The organism is Klebsiella pneumoniae (assembly GCF_000742135.1).
Taxonomy (GTDB): Bacteria; Pseudomonadota; Gammaproteobacteria; order Enterobacterales; family Enterobacteriaceae; genus Klebsiella; species Klebsiella pneumoniae.
In genome coordinates, this window is record NZ_KN046818.1 from 1,531,719 (window position 1) to 1,550,517 (window position 18,799).

Annotated in this window: 12 protein-coding genes; 9 read left to right on the plus strand and 3 right to left on the minus strand. The window is 56.9% G+C overall.

Annotated features, from left to right (window positions below; genetic code table 11):
* The first annotated feature begins 400 nt into the window (after window positions 1–400).
* The 9 genes from lrp (at window position 401) to DR88_RS17830 (ending at window position 14,236) form a co-directional block, all read left to right on the plus strand.
* On the plus strand, window positions 401–895 hold the full coding sequence (lrp, locus tag DR88_RS17870; protein ID WP_000228469.1) for a leucine-responsive transcriptional regulator Lrp: 495 nt from the start codon (window positions 401–403) through the stop codon (window positions 893–895).
* Between the two features lie 135 nt (window positions 896–1,030).
* Entirely contained in the window at window positions 1,031–5,212 is a 4,182-nt protein-coding gene (ftsK, locus tag DR88_RS17865; RefSeq protein ID WP_032443821.1) for a DNA translocase FtsK, read from the plus strand.
* Window positions 5,213–5,334: 122 nt separating this feature from the next.
* The gene (gene lolA / locus DR88_RS17860) at window positions 5,335–5,946 is read left to right on the plus strand and encodes an outer membrane lipoprotein periplasmic chaperone LolA (protein WP_002898132.1); all 612 of its coding nucleotides are present in this window, start codon (window positions 5,335–5,337) and stop codon (window positions 5,944–5,946) included.
* Between the two features lie 8 nt (window positions 5,947–5,954).
* Entirely contained in the window at window positions 5,955–7,298 is a 1,344-nt protein-coding gene (rarA, locus tag DR88_RS17855) for a replication-associated recombination protein RarA (RefSeq protein WP_002898137.1), read from the plus strand.
* A gap of 90 nt (window positions 7,299–7,388) precedes the next feature.
* The gene (gene serS, locus DR88_RS17850; RefSeq protein WP_002898139.1) at window positions 7,389–8,681 is read left to right on the plus strand and encodes a serine--tRNA ligase; all 1,293 of its coding nucleotides are present in this window, start codon (window positions 7,389–7,391) and stop codon (window positions 8,679–8,681) included.
* A 200-nt stretch (window positions 8,682–8,881) separates the two neighbouring features.
* Complete coding sequence (gene dmsA, locus DR88_RS17845; RefSeq protein WP_004147794.1) at window positions 8,882–11,320, plus strand: dimethylsulfoxide reductase subunit A; 2,439 nt, start codon at window positions 8,882–8,884, stop codon at window positions 11,318–11,320.
* A 10-nt stretch (window positions 11,321–11,330) separates the two neighbouring features.
* Window positions 11,331–11,948: a DMSO/selenate family reductase complex B subunit gene (locus tag DR88_RS17840; protein WP_004150845.1), complete on the plus strand. Its 618-nt coding sequence runs from the start codon at window positions 11,331–11,333 to the stop codon at window positions 11,946–11,948.
* A 1-nt stretch (window position 11,949) separates the two neighbouring features.
* Window positions 11,950–12,813, plus strand: a complete 864-nt coding sequence (locus tag DR88_RS17835) for a dimethyl sulfoxide reductase anchor subunit family protein (protein WP_032443822.1) — start codon at window positions 11,950–11,952, stop codon at window positions 12,811–12,813.
* A 274-nt stretch (window positions 12,814–13,087) separates the two neighbouring features.
* Window positions 13,088–14,236: an MFS transporter gene (locus DR88_RS17830; RefSeq protein ID WP_025861635.1), complete on the plus strand. Its 1,149-nt coding sequence runs from the start codon at window positions 13,088–13,090 to the stop codon at window positions 14,234–14,236.
* A 162-nt stretch (window positions 14,237–14,398) separates the two neighbouring features.
* On the opposite strand, the gene pflA is transcribed toward DR88_RS17830, so the two are convergent.
* The 3 genes from pflA to focA form a co-directional block, all read right to left on the minus strand.
* Window positions 14,399–15,139 (minus strand): pyruvate formate lyase 1-activating protein, encoded by a 741-nt coding sequence (pflA, locus tag DR88_RS17825; protein ID WP_002898145.1) that lies wholly within the window; start codon window positions 15,137–15,139, stop codon window positions 14,399–14,401.
* Window positions 15,140–15,330: 191 nt separating this feature from the next.
* The gene (gene pflB / locus DR88_RS17820; protein WP_004191136.1) at window positions 15,331–17,613 is read right to left on the minus strand and encodes a formate C-acetyltransferase; all 2,283 of its coding nucleotides are present in this window, start codon (window positions 17,611–17,613) and stop codon (window positions 15,331–15,333) included.
* Between the two features lie 51 nt (window positions 17,614–17,664).
* A complete protein-coding gene (focA, locus tag DR88_RS17815; RefSeq protein WP_002898150.1) occupies window positions 17,665–18,522 on the minus strand; it encodes a formate transporter FocA in 858 nt (285 codons plus the stop codon).
* Between the last annotated feature and the right edge of the window lie 277 nt (window positions 18,523–18,799).

Here is an 18,799-nt window from a genome sequence, read left to right on the forward strand (position 1 = left end):
AGGAATATAACTATTTCTACTGTCGGCGGGACAATTATAAGACGAAAAAATGAGAATCAACCAGGGCGGATGATGAATATCTGGCATCTTGTACTAAAAATCGATGTTTTGCTTTGACAATCACCTGTGCTTTTGCGAAAACATTCAAGGAAGAAGAAAAGCAGTATTTAGCGTGCGGCGAATTTTCATGCACGCAAATGCCATTTTTATCCGGGTTAACGAAATCTACGCATGGTGTGGACAGACGCCATGCGTGATGTCGGTGACTGCCGTCAGGCAACGGGCTTCTCACGTACCCCTGGGTTACCCAATGTCGTACGGGTGATAACAGGATGGGCTCTGGCAGTGAAGGCTCAGAGCCGGAACAGGAGTAGGGAAGGAATACAGAGAGACAATAATAATGGTAGATAGCAAGAAGCGCCCTGGCAAAGATCTCGACCGCATTGATCGTAACATCCTGAATGAATTGCAAAAAGATGGGCGAATTTCTAACGTCGAGCTTTCTAAACGGGTGGGACTTTCTCCGACGCCTTGCCTTGAGCGTGTGCGTCGTCTTGAAAGACAGGGTTTTATTCAGGGCTATACGGCGCTGCTCAACCCGCATTATCTGGATGCATCACTTCTGGTATTTGTTGAGATTACTCTGAATCGTGGCGCACCGGATGTGTTTGAGCAATTTAACGCCGCAGTACAAAAACTTGAAGAAATTCAAGAGTGTCATCTGGTTTCCGGTGATTTCGACTATCTGTTGAAAACCCGTGTACCGGATATGTCAGCGTATCGTAAATTACTGGGCGAGACCTTGCTGCGCCTGCCGGGCGTTAACGACACCCGTACCTACGTGGTAATGGAAGAAGTCAAGCAAAGTAATCGTCTGGTTATTAAGACGCGCTAACACGGAACAGGTGCAAACTCGACGTAGTTTGATTACACTCCTGTTAATCCATACAGCAACAGTGCCGGGGAGACCCGGCGCTGTTGTCCGTTTTAGCAGCAGGCAGGAAACAGCCTGATACCTGGAGAGCCTTTCTTGAGCCAGGAATACACCGAAGACAAAGAAGTCAAACTAACCAAACTCAGCAGCGGGCGCCGACTCCTTGAGGCGATGCTCATCCTTTGCTCCCTCTTCGCCATCTGGCTGATGGCGGCACTACTGAGCTTTAACCCCTCGGACCCCAGCTGGTCGCAAACGGCATGGCATGAGCCTATTCATAATTTAGGCGGCGCCCCCGGCGCGTGGCTTGCCGATACCCTCTTTTTCATTTTTGGCGTCATGGCCTACACCATCCCGGTGATCATCATCGGCGGATGCTGGTTTGCCTGGCGGCATCAGGAAAACGACGAATACATTGATTATTTTGCCGTTTCCCTTCGCCTCATCGGTGCGTTAGCCCTGATCCTGACCTCCTGTGGTCTGGCGGCGATTAACGCCGATGATATCTGGTACTTCGCTTCCGGCGGGGTGATCGGCAGCCTGCTGAGCACCACGCTGCAACCCCTGCTGCACAGCAGCGGCGGCACCATCGCCCTGTTGTGTATCTGGGCGGCCGGGCTGACGCTGTTCACCGGCTGGTCGTGGGTCAGCATTGCGGAAAAGCTGGGCGGCGGCATCCTGTCCGTTCTCACCTTTGCCAGCAACCGTACCCGTCGGGATGATACCTGGGTCGATGAAGGCGAATACGAAGACGACGAGGAAGAGTACGACGACGAAGAGGCGGCCAGGCCGCAGGAATCGCGTCGCGCCCGTATCTTACGCAGCGCGCTGGCGCGGCGTAAGCGTCTGGCCGAGAAGTTTACCAACCCTATGGGGCGTAAAACCGACGCTGCGCTTTTCTCCGGCAAACGGATGGATGACGGCGAAGAGGTGGTGCAATACAGCGCCAGCGGGGCGCCTGTTGCCGCCGACGATGTACTGTTTTCCGGCGCCAGCGCCGCGCGTCCCGCAGAGGATGATGTGCTGTTCTCCGGCGCCAGCGCCGTGCGCCCGGGCGATTTCGACCCTTACGATCCGTTGTTGAATGGCCACAGTATCGCTGAGCCGGTAAGCGCAGCGGCGGCGGCTACTGCCGCGCCGCAGGCGTGGGCAGAATCACCGGTGGGCCATCACGGCGCTGCGCCAGCTTATCAGCCGGAAGCCAGCTATCCGCCGCAGCAGGCCTATCAGCCTGAACCCGCTCCGTTCCAGCAGGCTGCTTATCAGCCGCCAGCGGGGCAAACCGCACCGCAGGCGTATCAGCCTGAGCCAGCGCCGTATCAACAGCCGGTTTACGATCCGCGTGCCGGTCAACCTGCGCCGCAGGCGTATCAGCCTGAGTCAGCGCCGTATCAGCAGCCGGTTTACGATCCGCGTGCCGGTCAACCTGCGCCGCAGGCGTATCAGCCTGAGCCAGCGCCGTATCAGCAGCCGGTTTACGATCCGCGTGCCGGTCAACCTGCGCCGCAGGCCTATCAGCCTGAGCCAGCGCCGTATCAGCAGCCGGCTTACGATCCGCATGCCGGTCAACCTGCGCCGCAGGCCTATCAGCCAGAGCCAGCGCCGTATCAGCAGCCGGCTTACGATCCCTATGCCGGTCAGCCTGCGCCGCAGACCTATCAGCAGCCGGCTTACGACCCGCATGCCGGCCAGCCCGCGCCGCAGCCGTATCAGCCGCAAAGCGCGCCAGTTCCCCCACCGGAGCCAGAGCCCGAGGTTGTGCAGGAGGAAGTGAAACGTCCGCCGCTCTATTATTTCGAGGAAGTGGAAGAGAAGCGGGCGCGCGAACGCGAGCTGTTGGCCTCCTGGTATCAGCCAATTCCTGAGCCGGAAAGTCCGATTGCCACTAAACCGCTGACGCCGCCGACCACTGCGTCCAAACCGCCAGTGGAGACAACCGTAGTCTCTGCGGTAGCGGCTGGGGTGCATCAGGCTACCGCCGCCAGCGGCGGCGCGGCGGCAGCAACCTCGTCCACTGCCGCATCCGCTGCGGCTACGCCATTGTTCAGCCCGGCGTCCAGCGGCCCACGGGTTCAGGTGAAAGAGGGCATCGGTCCAAAACTACCGCGGCCCAATCGCGTGCGTGTTCCTACGCGTCGGGAACTGGCCTCCTACGGCATCAAGCTACCGTCACAGCGGGAGGCGGAACAGCGCGCGCGGCAGGCGGAGCGCGATCCGCATTATGATGATGAGCTGCTCTCGGATGAGGAAGCGGATGCTATGGAGCAGGATGAACTGGCTCGCCAGTTCGCCGCCACCCAGCAGCAGCGCTACGGTCATCGCTGGGAAGACGATAACGCGACTGATGACGATGAGGCCGACGCCGCGGCGGAAGCGGAGCTGGCGCGTCAGTTTGCCGCTACCCAGCAGCAGCGGTACGCTACCGAGCAGCCGCCGGGCGCCAACCCGTTCTCGCCGGCAGATTATGAATTCTCGCCGATGAAAACGTTGGTCAATGACGGCCCGAGCGAACCGCTGTTTACGCCGACGCCGGAAGTCCAGCCGCAGCAGCCGGCCCAGCGCTATCAACAACCGGCGGCCGCTCCGCAGCAGGGTTATCAACCTGCGCAGCATCAGCCGATACACCATCAGCCTGTGCCGCCGCAGCCGCAGTCCTATCCGACTGCGTCGCAGCCCGTACAGCCGCAACAACCGGTTGCCCCGCAGGGGCATCAGCCTGCCGCCCCTGCGCCGCAGGAGAGCCTGATCCACCCGCTGCTGATGCGTAATGGCGATAGTCGACCGCTGCAAAAGCCGACCACGCCACTGCCGTCGCTGGATCTGCTTACCCCGCCGCCGAGTGAAGTCGAGCCGGTGGATACCTTTGCTCTCGAGCAGATGGCACGCCTGGTGGAAGCGCGACTCGCCGATTTCCGCATTAAAGCGGATGTGGTGAACTACTCACCGGGGCCGGTGATCACCCGCTTCGAACTGAATCTGGCGCCTGGCGTTAAGGCCGCACGGATCTCTAACCTGTCACGGGACCTGGCGCGATCGCTGTCAACGGTCGCCGTGCGCGTGGTGGAGGTGATCCCGGGCAAACCGTATGTCGGGCTTGAGCTGCCGAATAAAAAACGTCAGACCGTCTACCTGCGTGAAGTGCTCGACAACGCCAAGTTCCGTGATAACCCATCTCCGCTCACCGTGGTGCTGGGTAAAGACATCGCTGGCGATCCGGTAGTAGCCGATCTGGCGAAAATGCCGCATCTGCTGGTGGCCGGTACCACCGGTTCCGGTAAGTCTGTTGGCGTCAACGCCATGATCCTCAGCATGCTCTACAAGGCGCAGCCGGAAGATGTGCGTTTCATTATGATCGACCCGAAAATGCTCGAGCTGTCGGTCTACGAAGGAATTCCGCACCTGCTGACGGAAGTGGTCACCGACATGAAAGACGCCGCCAATGCGCTGCGCTGGAGCGTCAATGAGATGGAGCGCCGCTACAAGCTGATGTCGGCGCTGGGCGTGCGTAACCTGGCGGGCTACAACGAGAAGATCGCCGAAGCCGCGCGCATGGGACGTCCGATCCCGGATCCGTACTGGAAGCCTGGCGACAGCATGGACGCCGTACATCCGGTGCTGGAAAAACTGCCGTACATCGTGGTGCTGGTGGATGAATTCGCCGATCTGATGATGACCGTCGGCAAAAAGGTGGAAGAGCTGATCGCTCGCCTGGCGCAGAAAGCGCGCGCGGCGGGGATCCACCTGGTGCTGGCGACACAGCGTCCGTCGGTAGATGTTATTACCGGCCTGATTAAGGCCAACATCCCGACGCGCATCGCCTTTACCGTGTCGAGTAAAATTGACTCACGTACCATTCTCGATCAGGGCGGCGCGGAATCGCTGCTGGGTATGGGGGATATGCTTTACTCCGGGCCGAACTCTACCACGCCGGTGCGTGTCCACGGGGCGTTTGTGCGCGACCAGGAAGTCCACGCCGTGGTTCAGGACTGGAAAGCCCGCGGTCGCCCGCAATATGTGGATGGCATTACCTCCGACAGCGAAAGCGAAGGCGGCGGTGGCGGCTTCGACGGCGGGGAAGAGCTGGATCCGTTGTTCGATCAGGCAGTCAACTTTGTGACCGAGAAGCGCAAAGCGTCGATTTCCGGGGTTCAGCGTCAGTTCCGCATCGGCTATAACCGTGCCGCGCGTATTATCGAACAGATGGAAGCGCAGGGTATCGTCAGCGAGCAGGGCCATAACGGTAACCGCGAACTGCTGGCGCCGCCGCCCTTTGAATGAGTGCAAAGTTGGGTAAATAAGCGCAAAATCAGCCAATTCTTCTGTCCCACCGCCGCCGGCGGTCCTACAGTAGGGGCAGAAGAGGCTCCCGCGTCGGGAGTGACGCACATTAAGGAAGAACAATGAAAAAACTCGCAATCACCTGTGCATTACTGTCTGGTATGGTCGTCAGCCAGGTCTGGGCAGATGCGGCCAGCGACTTAAAAAGCCGTCTTGATAAAGTGAGCAGCTTCCATGCCAGCTTCACGCAAAAAGTCACCGACGGTAGCGGTAACGCCGTGCAGGACGGGCAGGGAGACCTGTGGGTGAAACGCCCGAACCTGTTTAACTGGCATATGACCCAGCCGGATGAGAGCGTCCTCGTTTCGGATGGTAAAACGCTGTGGTTCTATAACCCGTTCGTCGAGCAGGCCACGGCGACCTGGCTGAAAGACGCCACCAGCAACACGCCGTTTATGCTGATTGCCCGCAACCAATCCAGCGACTGGCAGCAATATAATATCAAGCAAAATGGCGATGATTTTGTGCTGACGCCAAAAAGCGGCAGCGGCAACCTCAAGCAGTTCACGATCAACGTCGGTCGGGACGGCACTATCCATCAGTTCAGCGCCGTCGAGCAGGATGATCAGCGCAGCAGCTATCAGCTGAAATCGCAGCAGAACGGCGCCGTCGACGCAGCTAAGTTCACCTTTACGCCGCCGAAAGGGGTGACGGTGGACGATCAACGTAAGTAGAGGCGAAAGTGAGCAATCTGTCGCTCGATTTTTCCGACAACGCGTTTCAACCTCTGGCCGCTCGCATGCGGCCAGAAAATTTAGCGCAGTATATTGGCCAGCAGCACCTGCTGGCGCCGGGTAAACCCCTGCCGCGGGCCATTGAGGCCGGGCACCTGCATTCGATGATCCTCTGGGGGCCGCCGGGTACCGGCAAGACCACTCTGGCGGAAGTGATTGCCCGCTACGCCAGCGCCGATGTCGAACGGATCTCAGCGGTAACCTCCGGGGTGAAAGAGATTCGCGAGGCTATTGAGCGCGCGCGGCAAAATCGCAACGCCGGCCGGCGGACCATCCTGTTTGTTGACGAAGTGCATCGCTTTAATAAAAGCCAGCAGGATGCCTTTCTGCCGCATATTGAAGACGGCACCATTACTTTTATTGGCGCGACCACCGAAAACCCCTCCTTTGAGCTTAACTCGGCGCTGCTCTCCCGCGCTCGCGTCTACTTACTGAAATCGCTCACCACCGACGATATCGAGCGGGTGCTTGACCAGGCGATGAACGATAAAACCCGCGGCTACGGCGGCCAGGATATCATTTTGCCGGATGAGACCCGCAGGGCCATTGCCGAGCTAGTGAACGGCGACGCGCGGCGAGCGCTGAATACCCTGGAAATGATGGCCGATATGGCCGAAAGCGATGACTCGGGCAAGCGGGTGCTGAAGGCGGAACTGCTGACCGAGATCGCCGGCGAGCGCAGCGCGCGCTTTGATAACAAAGGCGACCGGTTCTACGATTTGATTTCCGCCCTGCATAAGTCGGTGCGCGGTAGCGCGCCGGATGCGGCACTTTACTGGTACGCGCGGATCATCACCGCCGGCGGCGATCCGCTGTACGTTGCTCGCCGCTGTCTGGCGATTGCCTCGGAAGATGTCGGCAACGCCGACCCGCGGGCGATGCAGGTCGCCATTTCGGCGTGGGACTGCTTTACCCGCGTCGGGCCGGCGGAAGGCGAACGGGCGATTGCCCAGGCCATTGTCTATCTGGCCTGCGCGCCGAAAAGCAACGCGGTGTACACCGCCTTCAAAGCGGCGCTGGCCGACGCGCGGGATCGTCCTGACTACGACGTTCCGGTGCATCTGCGCAATGCGCCGACGAAGCTGATGAAAGAGATGGGCTACGGCCAGGAGTATCGTTACGCTCATGACGAACCCAACGCCTACGCCGCCGGCGAGCAGTACTTCCCGCAGGAAATGGCGCAAACGCGCTATTATCACCCGACAAACCGGGGGCTTGAGGGCAAAATTGGCGAAAAGCTCGCCTGGCTCGCTGAACAGGATCAAAATAGCCCGATAAAACGCTACCGCTAATTGAGGCGTTGCGGTAAGGTTATTACACTATTTCCGTGGTCGTAGTCTGCGGCCACTTTTCTTTTTTAATTCGATAAGCACAGGATAAGCATGCTCGATCCCAATCTGCTGCGTACCGAGCCAGACGCAGTCGCAGAAAAACTGGCACGCCGGGGCTTTAAGCTGGATGTAGATAAACTTCGCGCGCTTGAAGAGCGTCGTAAAGTTCTGCAGGTGCAAACGGAAAACCTGCAGGCGGAGCGTAACTCCCGATCGAAATCCATTGGCCAGGCGAAAGCGCGCGGGGAAGACATCGAGCCATTACGCCTGGAAGTTAACAAGCTTGGCGAACAACTGGATGCTGCAAAATCCGAGCTGGAAACGCTGCTGGCGGAAATTCGCGATATCGCGCTGGCGATCCCGAATATTCCTCATGATGATGTGCCGGTTGGTCGCGACGAAAACGACAACGTTGAAGTTAGCCGCTGGGGTACGCCGCGTCAGTTCGATTTTGAGGTGCGCGATCATGTGACGCTGGGTGAAATGCACGGGGGGCTGGATTTTGCCGCCGCCGTTAAGCTCACCGGCTCGCGCTTCGTGGTGATGAAAGGGCAGCTGGCCCGTCTGCACCGCGCCCTGGCGCAGTTCATGCTGGATCTGCACACCGAACAGCATGGCTACAGCGAAAACTATGTCCCGTACCTGGTAAACCAGGACACCCTGTATGGCACTGGCCAGCTGCCGAAATTCGCCGGCGACCTGTTCCATACCCGTCCGCTGGAAGAAGAGGCTGACAGCAGCAACTACGCGCTGATCCCGACGGCGGAAGTGCCGCTGACCAACCTGGTGCGCGATGAAATCATCGACGAAGACGATCTGCCGATCAAAATGACCGCCCATACGCCGTGCTTCCGCTCTGAAGCCGGTTCCTATGGCCGCGACACCCGCGGTCTGATCCGTATGCACCAGTTCGATAAAGTTGAAATGGTGCAGATCGTCCGCCCGGAAGACTCTATGGCCGCGCTGGAAGAGATGACCGGTCACGCCGAGAAAGTGCTGCAGCTGCTGGGCCTGCCGTACCGTAAGGTCGCGCTGTGCACCGGCGATATGGGCTTCAGCGCCTGCAAAACCTATGACCTCGAAGTATGGGTTCCGGCGCAAAACACTTATCGTGAGATCTCCTCCTGCTCCAACGTCTGGGATTTCCAGGCGCGTCGTATGCAGGCTCGCTGCCGCAGCAAGTCCGATAAGAAGACCCGTCTCGTTCATACCCTGAATGGTTCTGGCCTGGCAGTAGGTCGTACGCTGGTGGCGCTGATGGAAAACTATCAGCAGGCTGATGGCCGTATCGAGATCCCGGAAGTGCTGCGCCCGTATATGCGCGGCCTCGAATATATCGGCTAAACTTCTCACTCCTTCTTTTAAAAGCGCCTGCGGGCGCTTTTTTTACGCCCTTATTGATACCGGGCAATAATCCTTGCCGCGAATGCAGTGATACTCCCTTTGGGTTAAACCAGCATAAAAAACCAATAATATCGCAAAGCATTATATATATGTCTATATAACGCTTGTCAGTTTATTGTGAGCAACCAAAGCGAGTATCCATGAAAATTAAAGCCCCTGATGCTTTACTGGCTGCTGAGGTAAGCCGCCGTGGTCTGATGAAAACCACGGCAATAGGCGGCCTGGCGCTGGCCAGCAACGCACTAACGTTACCCTTTACCCGACTGTCGCATGCTGCCGATACGCCGGCGCCCGCCAGTGAGAAGGTGGTCTGGAGCGCCTGCACCGTCAACTGCGGTAGCCGTTGCCCGCTGCGCATGCACGTGGTGGATGGCGCGATTAAATACGTCGAAACCGATAATACCGGTGATGATAACTATGACGGTTTGCACCAGGTCCGCGCCTGCCTGCGTGGGCGTTCAATGCGCCGCCGAGTCTATAATCCGGACCGTCTGAAGTACCCGATGAAGCGCGTTGGTAAACGCGGTGAGGGCAAGTTCGAGCAAATCAGCTGGGAAGAGGCGTTGGATACCATCGCCAGCAATATGCAGCGGCTGATTAAAGAGTACGGCAACGAATCCATCTATCTGAACTACGGCACCGGCACGCTCGGCGGGACGCTGACCCGCTCCTGGCCGCCGGGGAAAACGCTGATTGCCCGTCTGATGAACTGCTGCGGTGGCTATCTCAACCATTATGGCGACTATTCATCAGCGCAGATTGCTGCCGGTCTGAATTACACCTACGGCGGCTGGGCGGACGGCAACAGCCCATCGGATATTGAAAACAGTCAGCTGGTGGTGCTGTTCGGCAATAACCCCGGCGAAACGCGGATGAGCGGCGGCGGGGTGACGTACTACCTTGAACAGGCGCGGCAGAAATCCAATGCCCGGATGATAATCATCGATCCGCGCTATACCGACACCGGCGCCGGGCGTGAAGATGAATGGATCCCGATTCGTCCTGGGACCGATGCGGCACTGGTTTCGGGCCTCGCGTGGGTGATGATCACCGAGAATCTAGTCGATCAGCCGTTCCTCGATAAATACTGCGTAGGATACGACGAGAAAACGCTGCCCGCCGGTGCGCCAGCCAATGGTCATTACAAAGCTTACATTCTTGGCCAGGGCACTGACGGTATCGCCAAAACGCCGGAGTGGGCCTCGACGATTACCGGTATTCCGCGCGAACGCATTGTTAAACTGGCGCGCGAAATTGCCACCGCCAAACCGGCCTATATTAGCCAGGGCTGGGGTCCGCAGCGTCACGCCAACGGTGAGATCGCCACCCGCGCCATCTCAATGCTCGCCATTCTGACGGGTAACGTCGGGATCAACGGCGGCAATAGCGGGGCGCGCGAGGGCTCGTATAGTCTGCCTTTTGAGCGTATGCCGACGCTGGAGAATCCGGTTGAGACCAGTATCTCGATGTTTATGTGGACCGATGCGATTGAGCGCGGCCCGGAAATGACCGCTCTACGCGACGGCGTACGCGGTAAAGATAAGCTCGACGTGCCGATCAAAATGATCTGGAACTATGCGGGCAACTGTCTGATTAACCAGCATTCTGAGATCAACCGGACCCACGAAATCCTGCAGGACGACAAGAAATGCGAGATGATTGTGGTCATTGACTGCCATATGACCTCCTCGGCGAAATACGCCGATATTCTGCTGCCGGACTGTACCGCCTCCGAGCAGATGGATTTCGCGCTGGATGCCTCCTGCGGCAACATGTCCTACGTTATCTTTGCCGATCAGGCCATCAAGCCGCGTTTCGAATGCAAAACCATCTATGAGATGACCAGCGAACTGGCAAAGCGTCTGGGCGTCGAAGAGCAGTTTACCGAAGGCCGTACCCAGGAAGGCTGGATGCGCTATCTGTATGAGCAGTCGCGCAAAGCGATTCCCGACCTGCCGGATTTCGACACCTTCCGTCAGCAGGGCATCTATAAGCAGCGCGATCCGCAAGGTCATCATGTGGCCTACAAAGCCTTCCGTGAGGATCCGCAGGCTAATCCGCTGACCACGCCTTCAGGCAAGATCGAAATTTACTCGCAGGATCTGGCGAAAATCGCGGCCACCTGGGAGCTGCCGGAAGGGGATGTTATCGATCCGCTGCCGATCTACACCCCGGGTTTCGAAAACTACAACGATCCGCTGACAGCGAAATACCCGCTACAGCTCACTGGCTTCCACTATAAATCTCGCGTCCACTCGACCTACGGCAACGTCGATGTGCTGAAGGCCGCCTGTCGGCAGGAGATGTGGATTAACCCGATCGACGCCCGCAAGCGCGGCATTGCCAACGGCGATCGTATTCGCATCTTCAACGATCGGGGTGAAGTGCATATCGAAGCGAAGGTGACGCCGCGCATGATGCCGGGCGTCGTCGCGCTGGGGGAAGGGGCCTGGTACAACCCGGACGCCTCGCGTGTGGATCAGGCGGGCAGCATCAACGTGCTGACCACCCAGCGTCCGTCGCCGCTGGCGAAGGGAAACCCGTCGCATACCAACCTCGTTCAGGTTGAGAAGCTGTAAGGAGTAACCGATGACAACTCAGTATGGATTTTTTATTGATTCCGCCCGTTGCACCGGTTGCAAAACCTGCGAACTGGCCTGTAAGGACTACAAGAACCTGACTCCGGAGGTCAGCTTCCGCCGCATCTATGAATATGCCGGCGGCGACTGGCAGGAGGACAACGGCGTCTGGCAGCAGAACGTGTTTGCCTATTACCTCTCCATCGCCTGTAACCACTGTGAAGATCCGGCCTGCACCAAGGTCTGTCCGAGCGGCGCGATGCATAAGCGCGAAGACGGTTTTGTGGTGGTCAACGAAGAGGTATGCATTGGCTGCCGCTACTGCCATATGGCCTGCCCGTACGGCGCCCCGCAGTACAACGCCGACAAAGGCCATATGACCAAGTGCGATGGCTGTCACGAGCGCGTCGCCGAGGGGAAAAAGCCGATCTGCGTCGAGTCCTGCCCGCTGCGGGCGTTGGATTTCGGGCCGATTGCCGAACTGCGCGCTAAGCACGGCCAGCTGGCCGCGGTAGCGCCGCTGCCGTCGGCGCACTTTACCCGGCCGAGTATCGTTATCAAACCTAACGCCAATGCCCGGCCGTGTGGCGATACCACCGGTTACCTGGCGAACCCGAAGGAGGTGTGAGATGGGAAACGGATGGCATGAATGGCCGCTGATGGTCTTTACGGTCTTCGGCCAGTGCGTCGTAGGCGGCTTTATTGTTCTGGCGCTGGCGCTGATGACAGGCAAGCTTTCCCGTGAGCAGGAGCAGCGAGTGGTGGGCAGCATGTTCGGCCTGTGGGTATTGATGGGGATCGGGTTTATTGCCTCGACGATGCACCTTGGCTCGCCGCTGCGGGCCTTTAATTCGCTGAATCGCGTGGGAGCCTCGTCGCTGAGTAATGAAATCGCCAGCGGGGCGATCTTCTTCGCCGTCGGCGGAATTGGCTGGCTGCTGGCCGTGTGCAAAAAGCTGCCTGCCGGCCTGCGGAGCCTGTGGCTGGTGGTGACCATGGTGCTGGGCGTGATTTTCGTGTGGATGATGGTGCGGGTATACAACACCATCGACACGGTGCCGACCTGGTACACCGTTTGGACGCCGCTGAGCTTCTTCCTGACGCTGTTTATCGGCGGTCCACTGCTGGGCTACCTGCTGCTGCGCCTCGCAGGCGTCGATGGTTGGGCGCTGCGCCTGCTGCCGGTGGTTAGTTTGCTGGCGCTGCTGATCAGTATTATGGTGGTCGTGATGCAGGGAAGTGAACTTGCCACCATCCGCAGCTCAGTTCAGCAGGCCTCCGCCCTGGTGCCGGATTACGGGTTGCTTATGGCCTGGCGCGTGGTGCTGCTGGCGCTGGCCCTGGCCTGCTGGTGCGTGCCGCAGATTCGCGGCCGCAAACCGGCGGTCTCGCTGCTCGGCCTGGCCTTTGTTCTGATACTGGCGGGAGAGATGATCGGCCGCGGCATATTCTATGGCCTGCATATGACCGTTGGGATGGCTGTCGCCAGTTAACCACCTCCATCATGCCGGTGCCTAACCACCGGCATGATGAAAACGTGCTGTCGATAGATGAAATTTTTCAACTGAAATTAACTTCGGCATTTATTAATAAACCAGCAAAAACAATAGCGTATTATCTGTTGTCTCACCTTTTTCCATCCTCTGGATAAAAAACTTCTATCGTAGCCGACAAAACCGCGTCACGCCTGATTTCAGGTGGATTGACAATGTTTTTAGCAGTGGCATGATGCGCTCGCGATCTGAACATTCCTCACGGTTTTTACCCATGACCATCTACACCCGGCCAGTGCAAATGCTGCTCTGTGGCCTGCTTTTATTGACCCTGGCGATAGCGGTGCTGAATACGCTCGTCCCGCTCTGGCTCGCCCATGAAAACATGCCAACCTGGCAGGTCGGCATGGTGGGGTCATCCTATTTTACCGGCAACCTGGCCGGTACGTTGCTGGCCGGCTGGGTGATCAAGCGCCTGGGGTTTAACCGTAGCTATTATCTCGCATCGTTAATTTTCGCCGTCGGCTGCGTAGGGCTGGGGATCACCGTTGGCTTCTGGACATGGCTGAGCTGGCGTTTTCTCGCCGGCGTAGGTTGCGCGATGATCTGGGTGGTGGTGGAAAGCGCGCTGGTTTGCAGCGGCACTTCCCGCAGTCGCGGTCGTCTGCTGGCGGCGTACATGATGGTCTATTACGTCGGTACCGTACTGGGCCAGCTGATGGTCAGTAAATTACCCACCGATTTAATGAGCGTCCTGCCGTGGGTGACCGGCCTGGCGCTGGCGGCGATCCTGCCGTTGCTGTTTACCCGCATTATGGGGCAGGCAGAAGAACCGCATGAAACGGTACGTATCTGGCCGATGCTGAAGCTACGCCAGGCGCGCCACGGGGTCAATGGCTGTATTATTTCGGGGATTGTCCTCGGCTCGCTGTATGGCCTGATGCCGCTGTGGCTGAACCATCAGGGCGTCAGCGACTCCGGCATCGGCTTCTGGATGGCGGTGATGGTGAGTGCGGGGATCCTCGGCCAGTGGCCGGTAGGGCGCCTGGCAGACCGCTACGGTCGCCTGCTGGTGCTGCGGGTACAGGTCTTTGTGGTCATTCTGGGATGTCTGGCGATGCTTAGTCAGGCGGCAATGGCCCCGGCGCTGTTTGTGCTTGGGGCATCTGGTTTCACGCTGTATCCGGTGGCGATGGCCTGGGCCTGTGAAAAAGTGGAGCACCATCAGCTGGTGGCGATGAATCAGGCGCTGCTGATGAGCTATACCATCGGCAGCCTGCTGGGCCCGACCCTGACGGCGATGCTGATGCAGAACTTCTCAGACAACCTGCTGTTTATCATGATCGCCAGCGTGTCGTTTATCTATCTGCTGACCCTGCTGCGCAAAGCCGGGCATCATCCGACGCCGGTGGCGCACGCCTGACCCTGCAACGCGCAGCGCATGCTGCGCGTCATCTGCTGCAATCGCATAGGCTTACTGCCGCAGAGAGGACAAGTCGTTTTTCATGAGAATGAAACGGCGGGGCGGACACAGCTTCCCACGCCGTTGCAGGCCGGCATAAGCGCATCACCGGCCCGGGCGGGATTAGTACATTACTTTGTGACCATACTGCTCAAGGATGCCTTTTACCCGCTCCATGGTCTCTTTCTTCGGCGGATGGACGCCGTCCAGCTTGTACTCTTCGCCCATCGCTACCCATTTGTGTTTACCCAGCTCATGGTAGGGCAGCAGCTCGATTTTTTCGACATTGCCCATATCGCGGGTAAATTCGCCCAGGCGGTGCGCGGAATCATCATCGTCTGACCAGCCGGGAACCACCACGTAGCGGATCCAGACATTGATATTCTTCTTCGCCAGATACTGGGCGAATTCCAGCGTACGATGGTTAGAGACGCCGACCAGGTTCTGGTGAATCTCATCGTTCATCTGCTTGAGATCCAGCATCACCAGGTCTGTTACCTCCAGCAGCTCGTCGATAACCGGATCGTAGCGACGTACGAAGCCGTTGGTATCCAGGCAGGTGTGGATGCCTTCTTTCTTACACGCGCGGAACCAGTCGCGAACAAACTCCGCCTGCAGGATCGCCTCACCGCCCGAGGCGGTGACGCCGCCGCCGGAAGCATTCATAAAGTGACGATAGGTCACCACCTCTTTCATTAATTCTTCAACGGTGATTTCTTTGCCGCCGTGGGTATCCCAGGTGTCACGGTTATGGCAGTACAGGCAGCGCATCAGGCAGCCCTGGAAAAAGGTAATAAAGCGGATGCCCGGGCCATCAACGGTACCACAGGATTCAAAGGAGTGAATGCGACCAATAACTGACATTGCGGTGTTTTCTCCAGATGTGGCCCATCCGGGGCCGTGTTGGTGCGCAGCTCAGCGGCTGCGTCGAGTCTGTTTTGACAGGTACCCAAAGTATAGATAACTGGCAAAGCAGGCTGGGGCGGGGAATGCTTGTTAAAAAGGCCCCACTGATGTGGGGCCTTTATTGTACGCCTTTTCAGTCAGACAGGGAATTACATGGTCTGAGTGAAGGTACGGGTAATAACATCCTGCTGCTGTTCTTTGGTCAGGGAGTTAAAACGTACGGCGTAGCCAGATACGCGGATGGTCAGCTGCGGATATTTTTCCGGGTTTTCCATCGCGTCGAGCAGCATTTCGCGGTTCATGACGTTCACGTTCAGGTGCTGACCACCTTCGATGGACGCTTCGTGATGGAAGTAACCATCCATCAGACCTGCCAGGTTGGTCTTACGAACTTCGTCGTCTTTACCCAGCGCGTTCGGCACGATAGAGAAGGTATAAGAGATACCATCTTTCGCGTAAGCAAACGGCAGTTTAGCGACGGAGGTCAGAGAGGCTACTGCACCTTTCTGGTCACGGCCGTGCATCGGGTTAGCACCTGGACCGAACGGCGCGCCAGCGCGACGACCGTCTGGGGTATTACCGGTTTTCTTACCGTACACCACGTTAGAGGTGATGGTCAGAACAGACTGAGTCGGGATAGCGTTGCGGTAGGTGTGCAGTTTCTGAATTTTCTTCATGAAACGTTCAACCAGGTCAACGGCCATGTCATCGACGCGAGGGTCGTTGTTACCAAACTGCGGGTATTCGCCTTCGATTTCGAAGTCAACAGCCAGACCGTCTTCGTCACGAATCGGTTTAACTTTCGCATATTTGATAGCAGACAGGGAGTCAGCAGCAACGGACAGACCAGCGATACCACACGCCATGGTGCGGATAACGTCACGGTCGTGCAGCGCCATCAGAGAGGCTTCGTAGCTGTACTTGTCGTGCATGTAGTGGATGATGTTCAGCGCGGTGACGTACTGTTTAGCCAGCCAGTCCATGAAGTGATCCATGCGATCCATTACTTCGTCGAAGTTCAGGACGTCGCCTTTGATCGGTTCAGATTTCGGACCAACCTGCATTTTCAGTTTTTCATCCACGCCGCCGTTGATAGCGTACAGCATGGTTTTCGCGAGGTTAGCGCGAGCGCCGAAGAACTGCATTTGCTTACCAACAACCATCGGGCTTACGCAGCATGCGATAGCGTAGTCGTCGTTGTTGAAGTCCGGACGCATCAGGTCATCGTTCTCATACTGCAGAGAAGAGGTATCGATGGACACTTTAGCGGCGAATTTCTTGAAGCTCAGCGGCAGTTTTTCAGACCACAGGATAGTAATGTTCGGCTCCGGAGACGGCCCCATGGTGTACAGGGTGTTCAGGAAGCGGAAGCTGTTTTTGGTCACCAGAGTACGGCCGTCAACGCCCATACCGCCGATGGATTCCGTTGCCCAAATCGGGTCGCCGGAGAACAGTTCATCATATTCCGGGGTACGCAGGAAGCGAACCATACGCAGTTTCATGACCAGGTGGTCAACCATTTCCTGCGCGTCTTGCTCGGTGATTTTACCCGCCTGCAGGTCACGCTCGATGTAGATATCCAGGAAGCTGGAGGTACGACCGAAGGACATTGCCGCGCCGTTCTGAGATTTCACGGCAGCCAGGTAACCGAAGTAGGTCCACTGAATCGCTTCCTGAGCGGTGGTCGCCGGACCAGAGATGTCATAGCCATATTTAGCGGCCATCTCTTTGATCTGGCCCAGTGCGCGGTGTTGTTCAGCGATTTCTTCACGCAGACGGATGGTCGCTTCCAGGTCTTCGCCGCTTTCCAGTTTCGCTTGCAGAGAGTTGAACTGGGCGAATTTGTCTTTCATCAGGAAGTCGATACCGTACAGCGCAACGCGACGGTAGTCACCGATGATACGACCACGACCGTAAGCATCCGGCAGACCCGTCAGCACGCCGGATTTACGGCAGCGCAGGATGTCCGGGGTATAGACGTCGAAAACGCCCTGGTTGTGAGTTTTACGGTACTCTGTGAAGATTTTTTTCAGCATCGGGTCCAGCTCGCGATTATACGCTTTGCAGGAACCTTCAACCATTTTGATACCACCGAACGGGATGATCGCACGTTTCAGCGGCGCTTCGGTCTGCAGACCAACGATTTTTTCCAGACCTTTCTCGATATAGCCCGCGTCGTGAGAGGTGATGGTGGAAGCCAGGGCAGTGTCAAAATCAACAGGCGCGTGAGTGCGGTTTTCCTGTTTTACACCTTCCATTACGGTGTCCCACAGCTTGGTGGTCGCTTCAGTCGCGCCAGCCAGGAAGGATTCGTCGCCTTCATATGGGGTGTAGTTTTTCTGAATAAAGTCACGGACGTTGACTTCATTCTGCCAGTCACCTTTCGCAAAACCTTCCCAGGCTGTGGCTAACTTTTCATTAAGCTCGGACATGTAACACCTACCTTCTTAAGTGGATTTTTTATTTACTGCCTGAAACAACCCTTAGTGATGGTCGTTGCCACGCAGGTAAATGACCCAGTATGTCAACCCGACCAGCAGACCCCCGCCGATAATGTTCCCGATAGTTACCGGAATCAGGTTATCAGTGATGAAGTTCATAACGGTCAAGTGAGAGAAACTTTCCGGAGTCGAACCGATGGCGGTCCAGAATTCCGGGCTTGCAAAGTTGCGGATTACGATACCCATCGGGATCATAAACATGTTGGCGATGCTGTGCTCAAAGCCGCTGGCAACGAACATCGCTACCGGCAGGACCATGATCATCGCTTTATCCATCAGGCTACGACCGGAATAGCTCATCCATACGGCGAGACAAACCATCAGGTTAGCGAGGATACCCAGGCTCACGGCCTCCACAAAAGTATGGTGCATTTTGTGGTCGGCGGTCTGCAGAACGTTTAGCCCCCAGCCGCCGTTGGCAGTCATATATTCGCCTGATAACCACATCAGCAGCACAAACAGCAGCGCGCCCACCAGGTTACCAAAATAGACGTTGAGCCAGTTTTTTGCCAGTTGCCCCCAGGTAATTCGACCGCTGGCTTTGGCCACCACGATCAGTACCGTAGAGGTAAAGAGGTCAGCGCCGCAGATAACGCACAGAATCAGACCCAGAGAAAAACAGATCCCACCGATAAGTTTGGCAATCCCATAAGGCATCGCGGCAGTGCCGGTGGTCGCGGTGATATAGAATACGAAAGCGATGGAGATGAAAACGCCAGCGGTGATCGCCAGATAAAACGTCTTCATCGGATGCTTCGTTGCTTTATAGACACCTGCTTCTTCGGCGACTTTCGCCATCGCGGCAGGGAGCAAAAGATCAAAAGGGTTGTCAGCTTTCACACTAACTCTCTCTTTATATAAGTTGGCGGTGAGATACTAACAAAGCATTATAGAATGGAAATTGATATAGATCATATCTCACCGGAACTATATGCCTTTTTAGTGTGTGGTTTTTATTGAAATTACCTCTAACTGCATGAAATATATATAGAAAATAATTTTTAAATTTTATAGATAATGTTGAATTATTTCTTTTTTACCCCCATTTTTGAGTTAATTAAAATGGAGTATTTTTATTAAATTTAACAATTGATAAATGATGAAATGGCGTTATTTA

What these genes read in the sequence shown, in the direction of transcription:
- DR88_RS17840 (WP_004150845.1), top strand. Translation starts at nt 11,331, where the DNA reads ATGACAACTCAGTATGGATTTTTTATTGATTCCGCCCGTTGCACCGGT.
- DR88_RS17830 (WP_025861635.1), top strand. Translation starts at nt 13,088, where the DNA reads ATGACCATCTACACCCGGCCAGTGCAAATGCTGCTCTGTGGCCTGCTT.
- pflA (WP_002898145.1), bottom strand. Translation starts at nt 15,139, where the DNA reads ATGTCAGTTATTGGTCGCATTCACTCCTTTGAATCCTGTGGTACCGTT.
- DR88_RS17835 (WP_032443822.1), top strand. Translation starts at nt 11,950, where the DNA reads ATGGGAAACGGATGGCATGAATGGCCGCTGATGGTCTTTACGGTCTTC.
- dmsA (WP_004147794.1), top strand. Translation starts at nt 8,882, where the DNA reads ATGAAAATTAAAGCCCCTGATGCTTTACTGGCTGCTGAGGTAAGCCGC.
- lrp (WP_000228469.1), top strand. Translation starts at nt 401, where the DNA reads ATGGTAGATAGCAAGAAGCGCCCTGGCAAAGATCTCGACCGCATTGAT.
- lolA (WP_002898132.1), top strand. Translation starts at nt 5,335, where the DNA reads ATGAAAAAACTCGCAATCACCTGTGCATTACTGTCTGGTATGGTCGTC.
- serS (WP_002898139.1), top strand. Translation starts at nt 7,389, where the DNA reads ATGCTCGATCCCAATCTGCTGCGTACCGAGCCAGACGCAGTCGCAGAA.
- pflB (WP_004191136.1), bottom strand. Translation starts at nt 17,613, where the DNA reads ATGTCCGAGCTTAATGAAAAGTTAGCCACAGCCTGGGAAGGTTTTGCG.